Origin of the sequence: Lysinibacillus sp. G01H (assembly GCF_028872195.1) — a bacterium.
Lineage (GTDB): Bacteria > Bacillota > Bacilli > Bacillales_A > Planococcaceae > Lysinibacillus > Lysinibacillus capsici.
In genome coordinates, this window is record NZ_CP118397.1 from 743,102 (window position 1) to 762,382 (window position 19,281).

18 protein-coding genes and 1 other annotated feature are annotated in these 19,281 nt (G+C 36.9%); of the genes, 13 read left to right on the forward strand and 5 right to left on the reverse strand.

Going from position 1 to position 19,281, the window contains the following annotated elements; translation table 11 throughout:
- Nucleotides 1–97 precede the first annotated feature (97 nt).
- The 3 genes from PSR12_RS03550 to PSR12_RS03560 all read left to right on the forward strand — a co-directional run bounded on the left by PSR12_RS03550 (nt 98) and on the right by PSR12_RS03560 (nt 3,215).
- The gene (locus PSR12_RS03550) at nt 98–1,000 is read left to right on the forward strand and encodes a fumarylacetoacetate hydrolase family protein (RefSeq protein ID WP_221679496.1); all 903 of its coding nucleotides are present in this window, start codon (nt 98–100) and stop codon (nt 998–1,000) included.
- 198 nt (nt 1,001–1,198) lie between these two features.
- Entirely contained in the window at nt 1,199–1,567 is a 369-nt protein-coding gene (locus PSR12_RS03555; protein ID WP_004227486.1) for a YisL family protein, read from the forward strand.
- Nucleotides 1,568–1,751: 184 nt separating this feature from the next.
- Nucleotides 1,752–3,215, forward strand: coding sequence for an alpha-amylase family glycosyl hydrolase (locus tag PSR12_RS03560; RefSeq protein WP_221679498.1), 1,464 nt, complete (start codon nt 1,752–1,754; stop codon nt 3,213–3,215).
- Nucleotides 3,216–3,265: 50 nt separating this feature from the next.
- Here PSR12_RS03560 and PSR12_RS03565 read toward each other — a convergent pair whose 3' ends face one another.
- Together PSR12_RS03565 and PSR12_RS03570 are read right to left on the reverse strand one after the other, a co-directional pair.
- Nucleotides 3,266–4,123, reverse strand: a complete 858-nt coding sequence (locus PSR12_RS03565; protein WP_274771665.1) for a DegV family protein — start codon at nt 4,121–4,123, stop codon at nt 3,266–3,268.
- 138 nt (nt 4,124–4,261) lie between these two features.
- A complete protein-coding gene (locus tag PSR12_RS03570) occupies nt 4,262–5,071 on the reverse strand; it encodes a Cof-type HAD-IIB family hydrolase (protein ID WP_205441354.1) in 810 nt (269 codons plus the stop codon).
- 121 nt (nt 5,072–5,192) lie between these two features.
- On the opposite strand from PSR12_RS03570, the gene PSR12_RS03575 reads away from it, so the two are divergent.
- Together PSR12_RS03575 and PSR12_RS03580 are read left to right on the forward strand one after the other, a co-directional pair.
- Nucleotides 5,193–5,957: a prolyl oligopeptidase family serine peptidase gene (locus tag PSR12_RS03575; RefSeq protein ID WP_274771666.1), complete on the forward strand. Its 765-nt coding sequence runs from the start codon at nt 5,193–5,195 to the stop codon at nt 5,955–5,957.
- Nucleotides 5,958–6,010: 53 nt separating this feature from the next.
- The gene (locus PSR12_RS03580; RefSeq protein WP_004227477.1) at nt 6,011–6,319 is read left to right on the forward strand and encodes a metal-sulfur cluster assembly factor; all 309 of its coding nucleotides are present in this window, start codon (nt 6,011–6,013) and stop codon (nt 6,317–6,319) included.
- Nucleotides 6,320–6,384: 65 nt separating this feature from the next.
- Here the strand turns inward: PSR12_RS03580 and PSR12_RS03585 are convergent, their stop codons facing one another.
- Complete coding sequence (locus tag PSR12_RS03585; protein WP_004227475.1) at nt 6,385–7,071, reverse strand: Crp/Fnr family transcriptional regulator; 687 nt, start codon at nt 7,069–7,071, stop codon at nt 6,385–6,387.
- Between the two features lie 269 nt (nt 7,072–7,340).
- On the opposite strand from PSR12_RS03585, the gene PSR12_RS03590 reads away from it, so the two are divergent.
- Nucleotides 7,341–9,467, forward strand: coding sequence for an ATP-dependent Clp protease ATP-binding subunit (locus tag PSR12_RS03590; protein ID WP_274771667.1), 2,127 nt, complete (start codon nt 7,341–7,343; stop codon nt 9,465–9,467).
- A gap of 49 nt (nt 9,468–9,516) precedes the next feature.
- Here the strand turns inward: PSR12_RS03590 and PSR12_RS03595 are convergent, their stop codons facing one another.
- A complete protein-coding gene (locus PSR12_RS03595) occupies nt 9,517–9,711 on the reverse strand; it encodes a YjzD family protein (protein WP_004227469.1) in 195 nt (64 codons plus the stop codon).
- Between the two features lie 452 nt (nt 9,712–10,163).
- Here PSR12_RS03595 and PSR12_RS03600 point away from each other — a divergent pair, with 452 nt between their 5' ends.
- The 3 genes from PSR12_RS03600 (at nt 10,164) to PSR12_RS03610 (ending at nt 12,702) form a co-directional block, all read left to right on the forward strand.
- Nucleotides 10,164–11,102: a beta-ketoacyl-ACP synthase III gene (locus PSR12_RS03600; RefSeq protein ID WP_221679511.1), complete on the forward strand. Its 939-nt coding sequence runs from the start codon at nt 10,164–10,166 to the stop codon at nt 11,100–11,102.
- Nucleotides 11,103–11,132: 30 nt separating this feature from the next.
- A complete protein-coding gene (gene fabF / locus PSR12_RS03605) occupies nt 11,133–12,374 on the forward strand; it encodes a beta-ketoacyl-ACP synthase II (RefSeq protein ID WP_274771668.1) in 1,242 nt (413 codons plus the stop codon).
- Between the two features lie 106 nt (nt 12,375–12,480).
- Nucleotides 12,481–12,702, forward strand: coding sequence for a YuzI family membrane protein (locus PSR12_RS03610; protein WP_004227464.1), 222 nt, complete (start codon nt 12,481–12,483; stop codon nt 12,700–12,702).
- Nucleotides 12,703–12,704: 2 nt separating this feature from the next.
- Here PSR12_RS03610 and trpS read toward each other — a convergent pair whose 3' ends face one another.
- Nucleotides 12,705–13,694 (reverse strand): tryptophan--tRNA ligase, encoded by a 990-nt coding sequence (gene trpS / locus PSR12_RS03615; RefSeq protein ID WP_274771669.1) that lies wholly within the window; start codon nt 13,692–13,694, stop codon nt 12,705–12,707.
- 115 nt (nt 13,695–13,809) lie between these two features.
- Nucleotides 13,810–14,031 (reverse strand) — a binding site (T-box leader).
- A gap of 491 nt (nt 14,032–14,522) precedes the next feature.
- On the opposite strand from trpS, the gene spxA reads away from it, so the two are divergent.
- From spxA to pepF, 4 genes are all read left to right on the forward strand, one after another.
- Nucleotides 14,523–14,918 (forward strand): transcriptional regulator SpxA, encoded by a 396-nt coding sequence (gene spxA, locus PSR12_RS03620; RefSeq protein WP_025116803.1) that lies wholly within the window; start codon nt 14,523–14,525, stop codon nt 14,916–14,918.
- Between the two features lie 433 nt (nt 14,919–15,351).
- Nucleotides 15,352–16,020 carry an adaptor protein MecA gene (gene mecA / locus PSR12_RS03625; RefSeq protein ID WP_004227456.1) on the forward strand — a complete coding sequence of 223 codons (669 nt, stop codon included), beginning with the start codon at nt 15,352–15,354 and terminating at the stop codon, nt 16,018–16,020.
- Nucleotides 16,021–16,214: 194 nt separating this feature from the next.
- A complete protein-coding gene (locus tag PSR12_RS03630) occupies nt 16,215–17,333 on the forward strand; it encodes a competence protein CoiA (RefSeq protein WP_274771671.1) in 1,119 nt (372 codons plus the stop codon).
- Between the two features lie 51 nt (nt 17,334–17,384).
- Nucleotides 17,385–19,202, forward strand: a complete 1,818-nt coding sequence (gene pepF / locus PSR12_RS03635) for an oligoendopeptidase F (RefSeq protein ID WP_221679518.1) — start codon at nt 17,385–17,387, stop codon at nt 19,200–19,202.
- Nucleotides 19,203–19,281 lie beyond the last annotated feature (79 nt).

Consider the following 19,281-nt stretch of genomic DNA (forward strand, 5'->3'; position numbering starts at 1 on the left):
TGAAGATATAACAACTTATAAAAATGTTGTCGCAAAAATGAGGTAATTTCTATCATATTGTTGTATTATGTAGAAAAAAGAAGGAGCTCTTTCAATCATGAAAATTTTATCATTCAAATTAGGTGGACATGTAAGCTTTGGACCAAAAGTAAAAAAAGAAGAAGCGGTATGGGATGTACTCGCTATTCAAAGTGAACTTCAAGTTCTCCCTTCTTTTTCAAGCTCAATCGTGGATGGCATTGCTTTAGGCTTTGATTTTGTGGAACAGATTCGAAAATTAGTAGAAGCAGCAGAAAAATCAGATAATGCTAATAGTTTTAAACGTGAATTTACAGAGATCGAATGGCTTTCACCAATTCCACGTACACCTAAAAATATTATGTGTATTGGTAAAAACTATGATGAACATGCAAAGGAAATGGGTGCAGAAGCAGCACCAACGGATTTAATGGTATTCACAAAATCACCAACTGCAATTGCTGCAGATGGACAAACAATTTCCATTCATGCAGACCTTTCTTCAAAAATGGATTATGAAGGTGAGCTAGCTATCGTTATTGGTAAACGTGGCAAAAACATTCCTAAAAATTTAGCGTTTGATTACGTATTTGGTTATACAATTGCCAATGATGTAACAGCTCGTGATTTACAAGAGAAACATAAACAATTCTTCTTGGGTAAAAGCTTGGACGGTACTTGCCCTCTTGGACCATACCTTGTGACAAAGGATGAGATCCCAAATCCACAAGACTTAACAGTAGTCACAAAGGTCAATGATGAAGTACGTCAAAATGGCTCTACGAAAGATATGATGTTCTCTGTTGAAACGTTAGTAGCCATCCTATCTCAGCATGTAACATTAGAGCCAGGTGATGTGATTTTAACAGGTACGCCATCAGGTGTTGGCAAAGGGATGAACCCGCCACAATTCTTAAAAGCTGGAGATACAGTAAAAGTGTCTATTCAAGGAATTGGTACTTTAGTCAACCATTTTGAATAATAATATCAATCCGCGAGAGTCTATACTCCGCGGATTTTTTTACTACTTTAAGGCATAGTAACAGAAGTAAAAACTATGAGATGCAATTATTCCAAGTTTTAAATGATGTAAATTGTGTGAACACTATTGTAATATTTGAAACCCTTTCCATCGCATGGTAGGATAGAGTTTGATAGAAAAAGAATGAGGGGGACAAACATGAGTTTTTTAACTAGCCAAACGCATTTGCATATTACTACGTGGGTAGTAGGTATTGTCATCTTTTTAATTGCGGCACTAATGGGCAAGCAATCAAAAGGCTTACATATGACATTACGTCTGTTTTATGTACTAATAATCATCACAGGTGGAGCATTATTTATCGAGGCAATGGACTATGGTAAAGGTATGCTTTACGGATTTAAATTCTTAGGTGGTATACTTGTAATTGGTATGATGGAAATGGTATTAGTGCGCCAAAAGAAAAATAAACCAACAGCTATGTTTTGGATTTTATTTGCAGTATTCTTATTAATCACTTTGTTCCTAGGATTTAAACTGCCAATGGGTCAAGATTTCTTAGCATAATGATTTAAAAGTCGTGAAGTAGCTGCTTCACGGCTTTTATTTTGTAAACGAAAACGGAAGACGGAATTGACACCTTTTTGTCGTAATTCATTTCGCATTTGCGCAAAATCTTTGGAAAAGATAGCGACGTGACAGAGTTATTTGGTAAAATGACGTTGATTGGTTTGAAAGAGAGGGAATAACAGTGAAATTTAAGAAGTGGATAAGTGCGACGGCTGCATCACTTTTATTAGCAACTTCATTCGTAAGTACACCAGTAGCACATGCGGATGAATCAGCGACTAGAACAATAGCAGAGGAAAGCATCTATGATTTACTCGTTGACCGTTTCTTTAATGGCTCGGGCACAAACGATTTTGATACAAATACGCAGGACCCTTCGAAATTTGCGGGGGGCGATTTTACAGGTTTACAGGATAAACTGAAATTTATCGGTGAGATGGGCTATACAATTGTTTCTATTGGACCTATCTTTTCTACAGAGAAATATGATGGATCAATGCCCACAAGCTATACTACAATTGAACGTCATTTTGGAACAACGGAAGAATTTCAAAGTATTGTAGAGGCATACAAAGCTAAAAATATGTCCATTATGGTGGATTTTCCACTTACAAATGTGAGTCCAAATCATGAGTGGGCAAAGGATGCATCGAAAGCGGATTGGATTGCATCTACCAATAATGGACAAGTACAATGGGATTTGTCGAATAAGGATGTGCAAGAGGCACTTATTCAAGCAGTAACTGAATTTGTTTCTACATATGACATCGGTGGTATTCGTTTAACAAATATCGCAGGGGCTGATACAGCGTTTATCAATGCAGTAATAACTGCATTAAAAGAGACAAAAACGTCACTTTATGTGATAGCAAATGAAGAAAGTGATGCTGACTTTGATGCAACTTTCTCACCTGTAACAGCAGATATCTATCGTAATATATTTAAAAACGTGGATATGGATTCTTCAAAATTAATGGAACCCTTCACAGGAGAAAAACCGACACAAATTATGGTGGATTCACTTGAAACCCATCGTTTTACATTTGACTCTGCTAATGAAAATATGTTCCCACCTACCCGCTTAAAAATGGCGATGGGTGCTTTATTTATGCTACCAGGAATTCCTGTCGTACAATACGGGACAGAAATTGCTATGAATGGGGAAGCAAAACCAGATACACACCAGCTTTATAACTTTAAAACAGACGAAGAACTGATTGATTATATTAAAAATGTTCAATCTTTACGTAATCAATCAGCTACTTTACGTAATGGTGATTTTGAAGTCATTACAAATGAAAATGGCCTTCTTGTCTTTACACGTTCTTCTGACGAAGAAAAGTGGGTAATCATGGTTAATAATACTGGTAAAACACAACGCGTCGACTTAACACCTGAACAACTTGGTGAAGGGAAAATGCTGAACGGTATTTTACATGAGGAAAAAGTTCGCATAAATGAAAAAGAAGTTTATCCTGTTATTTTAGACCGAGAAATGGTTGAAATTTATCAAGTTCGCAATGATGAAGGCTTAAACACTCCTTATATGGTAGCTCTTGGCTTAGTATGGGTGATCTTTATTGGCTTTGTTGTCATCATCATTAAACGAGGGAAAGTTCGTCGTCAGGAGCAAGACGTCCAATAATAATAACACGACAAAAAAGCATGCCAGGAGCCATCCTAGCATGCTTTTTATTAGCCTTCAAAGCTTTTATTTGTGAAGAAAATTGCAATAGTCCCAGGTCCGACATGTGAGCCGATCGCGGAACCTATCATGGTAATTTGCACAGCTTGAGGTGAAAAACGCTCCTGGATAGAGGCTTTTGCTTCATTCGCAAAGGCAGCGTCGTCACTATGGCTAATACCTACGATTTTATTTGTAAAGCTGCCACCACGCTCCTGCATTAAATCTAACATACGATTAAGTGCTTTTTTTCGACCGCGTGACTTTTCAATCGGTACAAGTTTGCCATCTTCTACATTTAAAATAGGCTTAATACTAAGAAGGCCGCCTAAAAATGCACTAGCTTTTGATACACGACCGCCTTTTGCAAGGTAATCTAAGTCTTCTACTGTAAATAAATGCTCAACCTGAGGTGCAAGGGTATTTATTTTAGAGGCCATATCTTCTAAGGATACTCCTATATTTCGCAGTCGTACAGCTTCTTCCACGACAAGGCCATGTCCTAGTGATGCGCATTTTGAGTCGATAATGGCTAGTTTTAAGGAAGGATACTGCTCAAGTACCTGATTGCGAATCATTTGAGCAGTACTATATGTGCCTGATAATTCTGATGAAAACGCGATATAAATACCTTCTTCATCATTTTTGGCTAGCTCCTCAAAATGCTTCAAAAAGAGCTCAGGTGACACTTGTGATGTTTTTGGCTGAGCACCTTGGCGTATTGCATCATAGATCTCTTTGGAATCAATTGAAATCACATCTTCATATTCTTTGTTGTTCAATTGCACTCGTAAAGGGAGTAGCACGACATCATTTTCTTCATAGTAAGATTTTGGTAGATCACATCCACTATCCGTAAAAATCTTCATTCTCTTGTCCCCCTAATTTCAACTTACTTTTAAAGCTTTTTAACTTTCTTCAGTAGATACTCACTATAAATGGAAGGGGTACCACTGAATAAAGTTAAACTGGTAAAAATGGAATGTTAACTTGAACTTACTACTTAACTATGATAATTTCAAGCGATCGATGAGTATTTTTGCAATTCCATCATCATTATTCGTTGCAGTTATTTCATTTGCAATGTTTTTAAGACTTGAGATACCGTTCCCCATCGCTACACCAAGTCCAGCATATTCAATCATTTCTAAATCATTGTCTTCATCGCCAAACGCGATAATGCGCTCACGTGGGATACCTAAATCTTTTGCCACATGCGCTATGCCAACAGCTTTATTTAAGCCTCGACGCACAATTTCAATAATATGAAGAGGTGCGCCCCAGCGACGATGCTCGATGACTTCAGCATGCACTGCCTGTAAATGATCACGTATAATAACCGAATTGGCTTCATTTGCCTGAATCAGCAAACTTGTGGGATTTTCCAAGAGATGTGTGTATAAATCGCCAAGTGTAATTCTTGGATTCCCCATATTAAAAATATTTAAAATACGATCGTCTTCTGTGTGGACATAAATATCATCTTTTACCTCAGCGATAATATTTTCGTATTCATAACTGTTAATAGAATCAACAACATCATGTACGACACTTAAATCAATTGGTGTGTGCATATGTTGCCAAGAGACATTTTTAGGATGATGCACATATGCGCCATTAAAATTAACAATGGGTGTAGTGAGCCCAAGTTCATGATAATAAAGATCGCTTGCACGGTATGGACGTCCCGTCGCAATCATCACTTGATGCCCTTGTTCCTTAGCCTGCAATAATGTTTTTTTTGTTTTTGCAGAAATTTGTTGTTGATCTGTTAATAAAGTTCCATCTAAGTCTAATACGATTAAATGCGGTTTCATAGCTCGTTGCCCCTTTCCTATAGTTTGAATAGTATCTCTTTGTCTTACATTCGTCAAAATTTTGTCACAGTGAAAAAAGTTTGCTAACATAAAGATGAGAGAATAGTTGGGAGTGACAATAATGTTTGTAGAAAAAGAAGTGTGGGGAAATATTCCTTTATTACATATACATACAGACAAGATGAATGAAGAAACCCCGGTAGTCATTTTTTTGCATGGTTTTATGAGTGCAAAAGAACATAACTTACACTATGCATACCAATTGGTGCATAAAGGGGTGCGTGTCCTATTGCCAGATGCAAAATTTCATGGTGAGCGTAGCGAAGGCCTAACGGAAATGCAAATGAATTTAAATTTTTGGGACATTGTTTTAAATTCTATTCATGAAGTACAACAATTATATGATGAATTAAAGAATAAAAATTTATTAGCTAGTCATAAAATTGGCATAGGAGGCACTTCAATGGGTGGCATCGTGACATCAGGCTGTCTGAAACTTTATGATTGGATACAAACAGCTGCAATATGTATGGGTGCACCTGGTTTTATAAAATTGGGTGAATACCAATTGCAACAATTTGCTAGAAGCGGAGTTAACTGGCCGATGTCAGAGGAAGACGTTGAAAAAATTAATGAAGCCCTTGCTAAATATGATGTCAGTTTCACACCAGAAAAATTCGCGGGTCGCCCTGTATTCTTTTGGCATGGAGAATTAGATAAAACAGTTCCTTTTCACGAAACATATAAATTTTATGAATCATTACGGGAATACTATGAAGCAAACCCTGAATATTTAAAATTCATGGTGAACAAAAGGGCTGGACATGCTGTACCACGTGACGGTATGCTAGCAGCTACAGCATGGCTTGCACAGCATTTGGCATAACAGGGTGCATCTGCTATGATAAGGTTAACACTATGATGGAAGGAGAAATACGAATGGATCAGGATATGAAAGATAGCATGTTAGGTGCTTTAGAAAACGTAATTGACCCTGAGCTTGGCATTGATATCGTCAACTTAGGTTTAGTATATGATGTGGAATTAGATGATGAAGGTGTTGCAACTGTTACGATGACACTAACATCTATGGGTTGTCCACTTGGTCCAGTCATTGTGGATCAAGTGAATACGGCGTTAGGTGAACTTCCAGAAGTGAAAAGTACAAATGTTAATATTGTATGGAATCCACCTTGGTCGAAAGATAAAATGTCACGCTATGCAAAAATGGCATTGGGCGTACGTTAAGTTAAAATGGATTATTTAAAACCCTGCTTATTGAAAAATAAGCAGGGTTTTTGCTTGTAACGAAACTAATCGATACGGCATATTTGTAATGGACAATTTTCACAGGCAATTTCATTTTTTAAAAATTGTAAATCATGAATGGTAATAAATCCTTTATCAAAAGTGATAATCTCATGTTTTTTTAAATCATTCAGCATACGATTAATCATTTCCCGACTTGTCGCACACAAATTTGCAATTTCTGTATTTGTTAGCTGAAAATCAATAAAAATCGCGTCATTTTCTACAGGTTTACCATACGTATTGGACAGTCGAATGAGCGTTGAAAATAGAGCACCTTTTTTACCGTTTAACACTAAATCGCGCAAACGACTCTGATGCTTTAAATTTTCTGTTTGTAGCCACTTCATGTATTCCACCATAACAGTCGGCTGCTCTTCTAGTAAATGCTCCAAAGATTTACGACTCAAAACATATAACGTAGAGGGTTCTAAAACTTTGGCAGTCATCGAATTATAGACAAGATTACAAAATAACGAACCTTCTCCTATTATGTTGTCAGGGCCACAAATGCGAATGGTTAATTCCTTGCCCGTCTCGGATTCTTGGCTAATCGAAATAACACCTGATTGGATGTAATAAATTTCTTTTGCCCGTTCACCCTCTAGAAAAATTTTATTTCCTTTATTCACTTTGATAAAAACACCGTGGTTTTGAAAAAGATCTTTAATTTTTTCAAACATATTATCCATTAAAACCATATCTCCAACACATCGCTTTCTTTTTGTAATAAATGGCGATTATTACAAAAGGATAGTGGATTTCGATACTAAAACACAGAAACATATCATTATTATAACGTAAACTTCCATAATAAGTGAAAAATTTTTAGGGCGATTTCTTTGCTAAGCATTGTCGAGTGATGTAAAATAAAGTTAGTCAAAAAAGGTCAAACTTTTTTCATATGAACAAGAGTGGGTATATAAATAATGAGAAATATGAAAATAAAGGAGTGCTAGCTATGCAATTTCAACAAACAGACAATAAAAAACCATTAGAACAATTTGGCCGCAATTTAATTGAAGAAGTAAAAAATGGCAAGATGGACCCTGTGATTGGGCGTGATGAAGAAATTCGAAATGTAATTCGTATTTTAACACGTAAAACGAAAAATAATCCTGTATTAATCGGTGAACCAGGAGTTGGTAAAACGGCGATTGTGGAAGGTTTAGCGCAGCGTATTGTAAAAGGTGATGTACCAGAAGGCTTGAAAGAATGCGTATTATATGAATTAGATATGAGTGCGTTAATCGCTGGTGCAAGTTATCGTGGACAATTTGAAGAACGCTTAAAAGGTGTGCTAAAAGAAGTAAAAGAATCAGAAGGACAAATCATTCTATTTATTGATGAAATTCATACGATCGTAGGTGCAGGGAAAACAGATGGCGCTATGGATGCAGGAAATATGCTAAAACCTATGCTAGCACGTGGTGAATTACACTGTATTGGTGCTACTACATTAGACGAATATCGTATGTACATTGAAAAGGATCCTGCCTTAGAACGTCGATTCCAGCAAGTACTAGTGCGTGAGCCATCTATAGAGGATACAGTATCCATTTTACGTGGTTTAAAAGAACGCTTTGAATTACATCACGCCGTACGTATTCATGACAGAGCAATTGTTGCGGCAGCAGAACTATCCAACCGCTATATTACAGAACGATTTTTACCTGATAAGGCCATTGATTTAATTGATGAGGCTTGTGCAATGATTCGTACAGAAATTGATTCAATGCCACAGGAGTTAGACGCAGTGACACGTCGTATTATGCAGCTTGAAATTGAGGAACAGGCATTGCGTAAGGAAAAGGACGAGGCAAGTAAAAAACGTCTGGAGCAATTACGTGAAGAATTAACAAAGTTAAAAGAATCCTCTGAGGGCATGCGTCAACAATGGGAAGCCGAAAAAGAAAAGCTACACGATATTCAGAAAAAACGTGAAACATTGGATAAATATCGTCGTGATCTAGATGAGGCAGAAAGTAAATATGATTTAAATAAAGCTGCTGAATTACGTCATGGTAAAATTCCGACACTTGAAAAAGACATTCAGGTCCTTGAAAAGGAATTAGAGAACGGTGCAGAATCTCGTATTTTACGTGAAGAGGTAACAGCAGATGAAATTGCTGCAATTGTTTCACGTTGGACAGGAATCCCTGTAACAAAATTAGTAGAGGGTGAGCGTGAAAAACTATTACGTTTAAAGGATACATTACATGAACGTGTGGTTGGACAAGATAAAGCAGTTCAATTAGTGACAGAAGCGGTATGGCGTGCACGAGCAGGTATCAAAGATCCACACCGACCTATTGGTAGCTTTTTATTTTTAGGTCCAACTGGTGTAGGTAAAACAGAACTTGCCAAGGCACTTGCTGCACAATTATTTGATTCAGAGGATCACTTTATTCGTATTGATATGAGTGAATACATGGAGAAACATAGTGTGTCTCGACTTGTTGGGGCTCCTCCAGGCTATGTGGGCTATGAGGAAGGTGGACAACTAACGGAAGCAGTTCGCCGAAATCCTTATTCTGTGGTGCTACTAGATGAGATTGAAAAAGCTCATCCTGATGTGGCGAACATTTTATTGCAAATTTTAGATGATGGGCGCATTACAGATAGTCAGGGACGAATGGTGAATTTTACAAATACAGTAGTCATTTTAACTTCGAATATCGGCTCTAGTTATTTAATGGAGGCAAAGGAAAATGATGCTGCTGTGGAGGACTTAGTTATGACAGCCCTACGACAACATTTTAAACCTGAGCTTTTAAACAGAATGGATGATATCATTTTCTTCCATGCATTATCTACTAAACATTTTACTGCGATTGCCTGGAAGTATGTGGAGCAATTGATTAAACGTGTCGCAGAGCAAGAAATTACTTTATCTGTCGAGCAAGAAGTCATTGATTGGGTAGTAGAGCAAGGGGCAGATGCCCAATTTGGAGCAAGACCACTAAAACGCTTTGTACAGCGACATATCGAAACAGCCGTTGCTAGAGAACTCTTACGCGGAGAAGTTTTACCAGGGGAGACGTTGCATGTGAAAATGCATGAGGGACAATGTGTTGTGGAAAAATAACAGAAAAAACCTGTTCGGCATGAAGCTGAACAGGTTTTTTCTAGCTGAATTAATGATGGTCTGCAGCTTCTGGTGTAGGGTCGTTTGGAATGATTGCTCCAATAATAAAGATAAGGATGGAGAATACAACAGAAACGATTGCTCCAGTTTTGAAATCAAATGGTACACCAAGTACAGAGCTGACTACGTAGTTTAACATAGAAACTAGTAGGAATGACCATATGAACGTTACGATATATTGCATTAATTTCACCTCAACCGAACTTTTTTCATCATAAGGTTTTACTCATATTCATTATCATATCATAACATAAATCAAAAAAAAATGAACCATTTATGTGAAACATGGCGATTTTGTCACAACAAATATGAGATTTAGTATTTTATGTTTGGTAATGTAAAGTATTTAGGAACAGCTCTGAAATAGGGGAATGCGCTCCTAAGCGAGTGAAAAGTGCTCCAAAAAGAAAGGACACCGCTCATACATGATGCAAAGCGCTCTGAAATGCTCCACAAAGTATGATAAAGCTCCTAAATAAGAATAACCTCATTTCATAAATTTCTTCACTTCTATAATCAAAGAACAATACACTTAGCTGCATAAATTTTAAATCATCTTGCGTCATTCCTTTTATATGCGTTATAATTATGACCAGTTACTAATAATTGATAGTAAGAAAGCTGAGGGGTTGCTATATGAACGCTGGTATTATAGGAATAGGCAAATATGTTCCTGAGAAGGTCGTTACAAATTTTGATTTGGAAAAAATCATGGATACTTCTGATGAATGGATTCGTACTCGAACAGGCATTGAAGAACGTCATTTTGCGGCAGATGATCAGGAAACTTCAGATTTGGCAGTAGCTGCGGCAAAAGAAGCTATTGCAAATGCGGGTATTACGCCTGAGGAAATTGGTTTAATTCTTGTAGCAACTGTCACACAGGATCAAACTTTTCCAAGTGTAGCTTGTATGGTTCAGGAACAACTCGGAGCAGTGAATGCTGCAGCAATGGATCAAGCAGCAGCATGTGCAGGATTTATATATAGCTTAGTGACAGCAAAGCACTTTGTTGAGGCAAATGCTTATAAATATGTCTTAGTAGTAGGTGTTGAAAAACTGTCGAAAGTCGTTGATTGGGAAGATCGCAATACAGCTGTATTATTTGGCGATGGTGCCAGTGCAGCTATCATTGGGCAAGTCTCTGAAGGTAGAGGTATTCTATCCTTTGAACTTGGTGCAGACGGTACAGGCGGAAAGAATCTTTATTTAACGAAGCAAGATACAATTGCGATGAATGGTCGTGAAGTGTTTAAATTTGCTGTTCGACAAATGGGTGAATCGGCTGTTAATGTATTAGAGAAAGCAGGATTAACAAAAGAAGACGTTGACTTCTTAGTGCCTCATCAGGCAAATATACGTATTATGGAATCTGCACGTGAGCGTTTAGAGCTACCACCAGAAAAAATGTCAAAAACGATTCATAAATACGGAAATACTTCAGCAGCATCTATTGGTATTTCCTTGGTAGATGAGCTTGAAGCAGGTAAGATTAAAGAGGATGATTTATTAGTCCTTGTAGGTTTTGGTGGCGGCTTAACATGGGGTGCCGTAGCCATGAGATGGGGAAAATAAGTAGGAAAAATGCTTGAGGGGAGTAAGACAATGAGTAAAAGACGAGTAGTAATTACAGGAATTGGCGCAGTTACACCACTAGGAAATAGCATCGAAGAAACATGGGCAAACATTAAAGCTGGTAAATCTGGCATTGGTGAGTTGACACGCTTAAATAAAGATCTTTTTGCAGCAAAAATCGCCGCAGAAGTAAAGGACTTTGATATTGAAAAATACATTGATCGTAAAGAAGCACGTAAAATGGATCGTTTCACACAATACGCATTAGCGGCTTCTATTATGGCAATGGAAGATGCACAGCTAACAATTGATGAAGAGCTAGCTCCACGTGCAGGTGTATGGATTGGTTCTGGTATCGGTGGAATGGAAACATATGAACAACAATTTTTAACATTCCAAGAGCGTGGAGCAAGACGTGTTAGTCCTTTCTTTATTCCAATGATGATTCCTGATATGGCATCAGGCCAAGTCTCTATTCACTTTGGTGCAAAGGGGATTAATTCTTGTTCTGTAACGGCATGTGCTTCAGGCACAAACTCTATTGGTGATGCCTTTAAAGTAATTGAGCGTGGAGATGCTGATGTAATGATTTCTGGTGGTGCTGAATCACCAATCGTAACAATGGCAGTTGCAGGTTTTTGTGCCAATACAGCACTATCATTAAATCAAGATCCACAAGCAGCATGTCGCCCATTCGATAAAAACCGAGATGGCTTTATTATCGGAGAAGGAGCGGGTATTGTCATTTTAGAAGAATATGAACATGCAAAAGCTCGTGGTGCCAAAATCTATGCTGAAGTTTTAGGTTATGGTGCAACAGGGGATGCGCATCACATTACGGCTCCAGCTCCAGAGGGTGAAGGTGCAGCCCGTGCGATGACGCAAGCGTTAACAGATGGTGGTGTAGAGCCATCACAAGTTGATTATATTAATGCCCATGGTACAAGTACGCCATATAACGATTTATTCGAAACGCAAGCTGTGAAGACTGCTTTTGGTGATCATGCGTATAAACTTGCGATGAGCTCAACAAAATCTATGACAGGTCACTTATTAGGAGCAGCTGGTGGTGTGGAAGCTATTTTCACAGCATTAGCCCTTAAAGAAGGGATTTTACCACCTACAATCAATTTAAAAGATCCTGATCCTGAATGTGATTTAGATTATGTTCCAAACGAAGCAAGAGAAGCAAATATTCAATATGCAATGAGTAATTCTCTTGGTTTTGGTGGTCATAATGCAAGTCTTCTATTCAAAAAATATGAAGCATAATAGATAAACATTAAAAAACGTCAGCCAAATTTAAATGGCTGACGTCTTTTTTTATAGTTTTGTGAATAAATGATAAGTAAGAAGAAATAGAAAGGATGCCATTACTATGTTTCGTCTCTTTTTATTTTTAGTAAGTTATGGCTTAATGATCCTCTCTTTAGGGAATCTCATATTGTATTTAAATTACCGCACACTAGGTTATTCATGGAAGGTTGTTTTCAAATTTATTTTTCAAACAACAGAATTTTATATGGCGGTAGGAGCCTGTATCATCATCTGCGCAGTTGTGCTTGATTTGGGCTTTGATCGATCCTCAGACAAGCCGTAAGTTTAGCGACGTGCGCGACCAAGACCCATAGCATCTTCCATACGTTTTAATGTAGCACTAGCAATCGCATTCGCCTTTTCAGCACCTTCATCAAGAATGACATCTAACTCTGATGATTCTACAAGATGATAGAATTTTTCTTGAATAGGTGTTAAGTGTTCAATTACTGCTGTTGCTACACCCTGCTTGAATCCACCATAACCAATTCCCTCATATTTTTTGACTAAATCTTCAACGGCTACCCCTGAAATAGCTGATTCGATTGTCAATAAATTTGAAACACCTGGTTTATTTTCCACATCAAATGCAACGATGCCGTCAGAGTCAGTTACAGCTGATTTAATTTTTTTCTCAATGTCTTTCGCAGTATCTAATAAGCGGATTGTCGCTTTCGTATTTGGATCTGATTTACTCATTTTCCTTGTTGGCTCTTGTAAGGATTTAATGCGTGCACCTGCTTTAGGTAATTGAATTTCTGGAATTGTTAAAACATCGCCAAAGCGTTTGTTAAAGCGTTCTGCAAGGTCACGAGTTAGCTCAATATGCTGCTTCTGATCATCGCCGACAGGGACTATATTTGTGTTATAAAGTAGAATGTCCGCGGCCATTAGCGGTGGATATGTTAAAAGAGCAGCAGATACGCTTTCCTTACCATGTGATTTATCTTTGAATTGTGTCATACGTTCTAGTTCACCGATAGACGCAACACATTGTAACATCCATCCTGCCTGAGCATGCGCTGGCACCTCTGATTGAATAAATAAGGTCGATTTTTTAGGGTCAATGCCAGTAGCAATATAGGTAGCAGCAAGCTTTCGAATACTTTCTCGTAATTCTTTAGGATCTTGTGCAACAGTGATTGCATGTTGATCAACGATACAATAAATGGCGTTCCCTTCATCCTGTAGTGCCGGGAACTGCTTGAATGCTCCTAAATAGTTCCCTAATGTTACGATACCTGTAGGCTGTACGCCAGAAAAAATAGTTGTCATTAAAAATTCCTCCTCGAATTCAATTTCTGTAACATTTGTCACAGCGTTGTCTTCACCTTTCAACTTGGTGATGAAGACAAAAAAACATCATGCGTCCTCATTAGATTTTTTCTAATGAAGGGACGAATGATGTTTGAATCCGCGGTACCACCCAGCTTGCCTAAAAAGGCCACTCAGCTTCGTAACGTGAAGGGACGAGCTTTGCTAATAGCTTCAAGTAGCGTTCACAAAGCTAACTCGGAAGTCCATTCCACATGCATCCACGATCTGTTTACAGCAACCACAGACTCTCTATACGTGAATTAGCATATGTACTACTCTTCGTCAGCGTTTTTCTCAATTTAAATTGTTCAAATTGATTTGATTGCAAAGAATTATATTATAAAGATTCCTTTGTGTAAAGTCAGACTTTTGACGGTGTTTTTTTCCTAGAAAAAATTATATGCTTTTTTTGTTATGTAATTTTGTTATAAATTTATAATTTTTTATTAAAAAATTGGCTAGATGTACACGGGAGATTGACAATTTTCTCGATTGTTTTTCTTAAATGAGAACAACCGAGATATCTGTTTAGATGTTTAAAATGCTTTAAAAATGGGAATGGTAGTAGTAGCACATAAGTTTGAAGAAAATACACTATATTTGAAAGCTGTATAAATAGACAGAATATTTAGCGATAGGTTCAGATTTTTTTTATTGGAACTATATTCAAATACAGCGGAGTACTGTATAATGGTACTGTGTATTTTACATTACATTAATTCTAATTTAACACATTGGTTCTGGTTTATAGATAATGATTTTGAAATGAAAGGATGTGTCAGAATGATCGTAACCCTATTTACATCACCAAGTTGTACCTCTTGTCGTAAAGCGAAAGCGTGGTTAGAGGAGCACGAAATTCCATATACAGAACGTAATATATTTTCTGAACCACTTAGCATAAGTGAAATAAAAAAAATTTTACGTATGACAGAAGACGGAACTGATGAAATTATTTCCACTCGTTCTAAAATATTCCAAAAATTAAATGTTGACGTTGAAAGCTTACCATTACAACGTTTATATGAATTAATTCAGGAATATCCTGGCTTACTACGTAGACCAATCATTTTAGATGAAAAACGTCTACAGGTTGGCTACAATGAAGATGAAATTCGTCGTTTCTTACCTCGAAAAGTTCGAGCATATCAGTTACAAGAAGCACAACGAATGGTGAATTAAACCTTTCTATTCTGAATAATATATGTAATAGATGTTACAGATGTGGAATACATGTTGTGACATCTTTTTTTTATGTTTTACTTCTGTAAAACCTTCTATATGAAGTATAATAATTAATAGGGAAAAGTCATATATTTCCGTAAAAGTATGTTAAACTTGATTTAAGTTAAATAGTTTACTACAATTTCAATAATTCAAATATCTTCTGTGAAACGGTGTATATCCTTTTCATTTTATGACAGAACAGCATACAATAGAGTTAGAGACAACTGTGAACACAAAAATTCATGTTTACGGTTACTCGATGGTTTTACTGTAGTGTGGTCAAAGGTTGAAAAACAAATGCAGTATGAAGGTTAAAAACAAAGAATAAAAGCATACTAATGAAACAAACTGTTTTTCGACATATGACAGTGAAGGGAGATGAGGTCTAGTGGACATCGAACGTGTAAATGAAAATACACTCAAGCTCTTTATTACGTACAATGATATAGAGGATCGCGGCTATAGTCGTGAAGAAATTTGGTACAATCGAGCAAAGGGTGAACAACTTTTTTGGGATATGATTGATGAAGTAAACACGGAGGATTATTTTGATGTAGAGGGTCCGATTTGGATTCATATCAATGCATCTGAAGTAGGCTTAGAAATCATTGTCACACGTGCACATATTTTAAAAGACGGTGAAACATTAGATGGTCATTCGAATTTTGATGAACACAAAGATATGTTTGCACCATTCGATGAAGTTGGAGAGGATCTTCTTAGCCAACTAACTCAATTTGGTGACATGGATGAGTCAGAATTATTTATGGATACAGACATTTATGTTTATAAATTTAAAGATATTGATGAGTTAATCCCTGTCGCAAAACGAATGACAGACGAATTAGTGGATTCCTCATTATTCAAATATGAAAATTGGTACTATCTAGTTGTTGATTTTGGAAACGCAGATGAGGATTTAAATCGTCATGATAGAAATGCAGTTATCAAGGAATTTTTAACACCATCCAATTTTACAATTCATCGTCTAGAGGAGTACGGTGAAAAAATTATGGAATTCAATTGCTTTGAAACAGTTCGAAAATACTTTGCATAGGCAATGAAAAACTAATTATTTTAGACTGTAGTGAAACTCGTAAATGAATCGAGTTTCGCTACAGTCCTTTTTTATGTTTTCAACATCGCAGAGTTTTAAATAAGAGCGCATTTTTAAAATTTCAAGAAAAAACTGCTTTATTTTTGTTTGTGAAAATCCATTCTATTATAGTTGACTAAAAAGGAGCTGATACTATGCTGATTGCCTATAACAATCAACAGCAATTATTTCTCCCCTATCAATATACGAGGAAAGCTTTACAGCAATATAGGCGGCACATGAAATTTTATTGTCCTCAATGTTTAGAACAAGTTCAATTGAAAATAGGTAACTATAATATTCCCCACTTTGCTCACTTCACAAAAAATCAATGTTCACAGCTATTCGCAGAAGGTGAATCTAAATTACATTTACAAGGTAAAGTGCAATTATATGAGTGGCTCCAAAAGCATGGACATCAGGTGGAACTAGAACCATATTTAAAGGAGCTTTCTCAGCGCCCAGATTTGCTTGTTACACGCGATAAGGAGCAGTTTGCAGTTGAATTTCAATGTAGTACAATCTCTCATGAAAAATGGCACCAACGAACAATGGGCTATGAAAGAAACGATATACAAGCAATTTGGCTTTTTCAAACTCCCCAAAGCAAAGAAGCCGTCAATGGCATCAGAAAAATTAGAATCTCTCCACTGCTGCAAAAAGCGTTTATAACAACAACGGATTTACCATATTTACTGACGTACAACGCGGTGACAGCCCAATTTATTTATTGGACGAATCTTCTTCATGTTCACGGGCATACTTTCATAGGTAAAGTACAGAAAATTCCGATCGATCAACAACATTTTCCTTTTTATAGACCTCAACGTATTACTCAAGAAGAATTTCAACGCTATTGGCAGCTCTATAAACAGACTTGTAGGCAATTTGCGTTTAATCGTCTTTTACATAGCAAGAAGGGAGTACAAGATCCATTTTTACGTAATTGCTATGAATTAAATCTTTCTCTTACTGCTTTGCCACCATACATTGGAATTCCAGTGAAAGAAGGAACAGCTATCCCTTTGTTTACGAGCGAATGGCAAATACTGCTGTTTTATTTTAGTAAACAATTAGGACGTCTTCCATTTGAATTAACAAAGGGGCAGATGGAAAACTTTTTATGCAAGTATCAGCTAGAAGTAACCGAACAAGCACTAAGAGCTATTCAAAATTATGGGTATCTTCTTAAGCGTATGCAACATGAGGATGATTTACTAGATAATTGTGAGCAAGTCTATGTACATTTATTTGCAATTGCCACAATATACTGAGAAAATATGAGAGTAAAAGGAAAAAAGCACATATAAAGGGGGCTGGCATATATGGCTAGTAACAGTAATCAGGTTTTGGTTAGAAAAGAAGTACCAGAAGAATTAACATGGCGCTTAGAAGACATCTTTGCAACAGATGCAGCTTGGGAAGAGGAATTGAAGGAGGTTGCAGAGCTTGCTAAACAAGCACCTAGCTATGCAGGTACTTTAAATAATGGGGCAGAGGCATTATTAGCAGCTTTGCAGTATCATGATCATATATATGAACGTGCAATGAAGCTCTACACATATGCTCATATGCGCTATGATCAAGATACGACAAATAGCTTTTATCAAGATATGAACAGCCGTATTCAAACATTGGCAACGAGTATCTCAGCTGGCCTTTCCTATTTAACGCCAGAAATTCTGACATTAAGTGAAGAAACGATTGAACGCTACTTAACAGAAAATCAAGACCTACAACTATATAAACAATCTTTAAAAGAAATTACAATGGCACGTCCACATGTATTACCAGCCGAACAGGAGGCATTGCTAGCGCAAATGTCTGAGGTGACAGGTACAGCTTCGAATACATTCAGCATGTTAAACAATGCCGATATGGTATTCCCTCATGTGAAAAATGAAGAGGGAGAAGAGGTACAACTTACGCATGGTAATTATATAAAGTTTTTAGAGAGCAAGGATCGCTCTGTACGTGAAGGCGCATTTAAAGCGATGTACGAAACGTATGGCAAGTTTAAAAATACGTTCTCGGCTACGCTAACTGGTAATGTGAAGAAGCATAATGTAAGTGCTCGAATTCGTCATTATGATTCTGCACGCCACGCTGCCATGTCAAATAACTTCATTCCTGAAAATGTTTATGATCAGCTGGTGGAAACAATTCATAAGCACTTACCAGCTATGCAACGTTATATTTCGTTGCGTAAGAAATTATTGGGTGTAGATGAATTGCATATGTGGGACTTATTTGCGCCACTAGTTAAAGAGGTGGAAATGAAGGTCTCTTATGATGAAGCGAAAGATATTTTAGTAAAAGCTTTAGCTCCATTAGGGGAGGAATATCAAAGCATAGTTCAAAATGGACTGGATAACCGTTGGGTCGATGTTTTAGAAAATAAAGGGAAGCGTAGTGGAGCCTATTCTTCAGGCGCCTATGGTACAAATCCGTATATTTTAATGAATTGGCAGGACAATGTGAACAATCTATTTACATTAGCACATGAATTTGGCCATAGTGTTCATAGTTATTATTCACGCAACAACCAGCCATTTGTTTATGGAGACTATTCTATTTTTGTGGCAGAGGTCGCTTCTACTTGCAATGAAGAGTTATTAAATGACTATTTACTGAAAACAATTGATGATCCACAACAAAAAATATACTTATTAAACCATTGGCTAGATGGCTTCAGAAGTACTGTATTTAGACAAACAATGTTTGCGGAGTTCGAACATCTTATTCATCAGATGGATAAGAACGGTGAATCCTTGACAGCAGATCGTTTAACAGAAGTTTACTATGAATTAAACAAAAAGTACTTCGGTGATGATATGGTGGTAGATGAGGAAATCGGCTTAGAATGGGCTCGTATTCCACACTTCTACTATAATTACTATGTTTATCAGTATGCGACTGGTAAATCAGCCGCTACAGCATTAAGTAAACAAATATTAGAGGAGGGTGCACCAGCTGTAGAACGTTATATTAATAACTTCTTAAAAGCGGGATGCTCTGATTTCCCTATTGAGGTATTAAAGGCAGCAGGCGTTGATATGAACGTAGCTAAGCCAATTGAAGATGCATGTAAAGTATTTGAAGAACGTTTGAATGAATTAGAAAAATTATTGTTAAATAACTAATTAATTGGGCTATAGGAATGTTCCTATAGCCCAATTCTTTTTATAAACACCATAAATTGAAAGGGAAGAATAATGTTTT

Excerpts from the sequence above, each read along its gene's own strand:
- PSR12_RS03550 (WP_221679496.1), top strand. The coding sequence starts at position 98 with ATGAAAATTTTATCATTCAAATTAGGTGGACATGTAAGCTTTGGACCA.
- PSR12_RS03555 (WP_004227486.1), top strand. The coding sequence starts at position 1,199 with ATGAGTTTTTTAACTAGCCAAACGCATTTGCATATTACTACGTGGGTA.
- PSR12_RS03565 (WP_274771665.1), bottom strand. The coding sequence starts at position 4,123 with ATGAAGATTTTTACGGATAGTGGATGTGATCTACCAAAATCTTACTAT.
- PSR12_RS03570 (WP_205441354.1), bottom strand. The coding sequence starts at position 5,071 with ATGAAACCGCATTTAATCGTATTAGACTTAGATGGAACTTTATTAACA.
- PSR12_RS03575 (WP_274771666.1), top strand. The coding sequence starts at position 5,193 with ATGTTTGTAGAAAAAGAAGTGTGGGGAAATATTCCTTTATTACATATA.
- PSR12_RS03580 (WP_004227477.1), top strand. The coding sequence starts at position 6,011 with ATGGATCAGGATATGAAAGATAGCATGTTAGGTGCTTTAGAAAACGTA.
- PSR12_RS03585 (WP_004227475.1), bottom strand. The coding sequence starts at position 7,071 with ATGGATAATATGTTTGAAAAAATTAAAGATCTTTTTCAAAACCACGGT.
- PSR12_RS03590 (WP_274771667.1), top strand. The coding sequence starts at position 7,341 with ATGCAATTTCAACAAACAGACAATAAAAAACCATTAGAACAATTTGGC.
- PSR12_RS03595 (WP_004227469.1), bottom strand. The coding sequence starts at position 9,711 with ATGCAATATATCGTAACGTTCATATGGTCATTCCTACTAGTTTCTATG.
- PSR12_RS03600 (WP_221679511.1), top strand. The coding sequence starts at position 10,164 with ATGAACGCTGGTATTATAGGAATAGGCAAATATGTTCCTGAGAAGGTC.
- fabF (WP_274771668.1), top strand. The coding sequence starts at position 11,133 with ATGAGTAAAAGACGAGTAGTAATTACAGGAATTGGCGCAGTTACACCA.
- PSR12_RS03610 (WP_004227464.1), top strand. The coding sequence starts at position 12,481 with ATGTTTCGTCTCTTTTTATTTTTAGTAAGTTATGGCTTAATGATCCTC.
- trpS (WP_274771669.1), bottom strand. The coding sequence starts at position 13,694 with ATGACAACTATTTTTTCTGGCGTACAGCCTACAGGTATCGTAACATTA.
- PSR12_RS03630 (WP_274771671.1), top strand. The coding sequence starts at position 16,215 with ATGCTGATTGCCTATAACAATCAACAGCAATTATTTCTCCCCTATCAA.
- pepF (WP_221679518.1), top strand. The coding sequence starts at position 17,385 with ATGGCTAGTAACAGTAATCAGGTTTTGGTTAGAAAAGAAGTACCAGAA.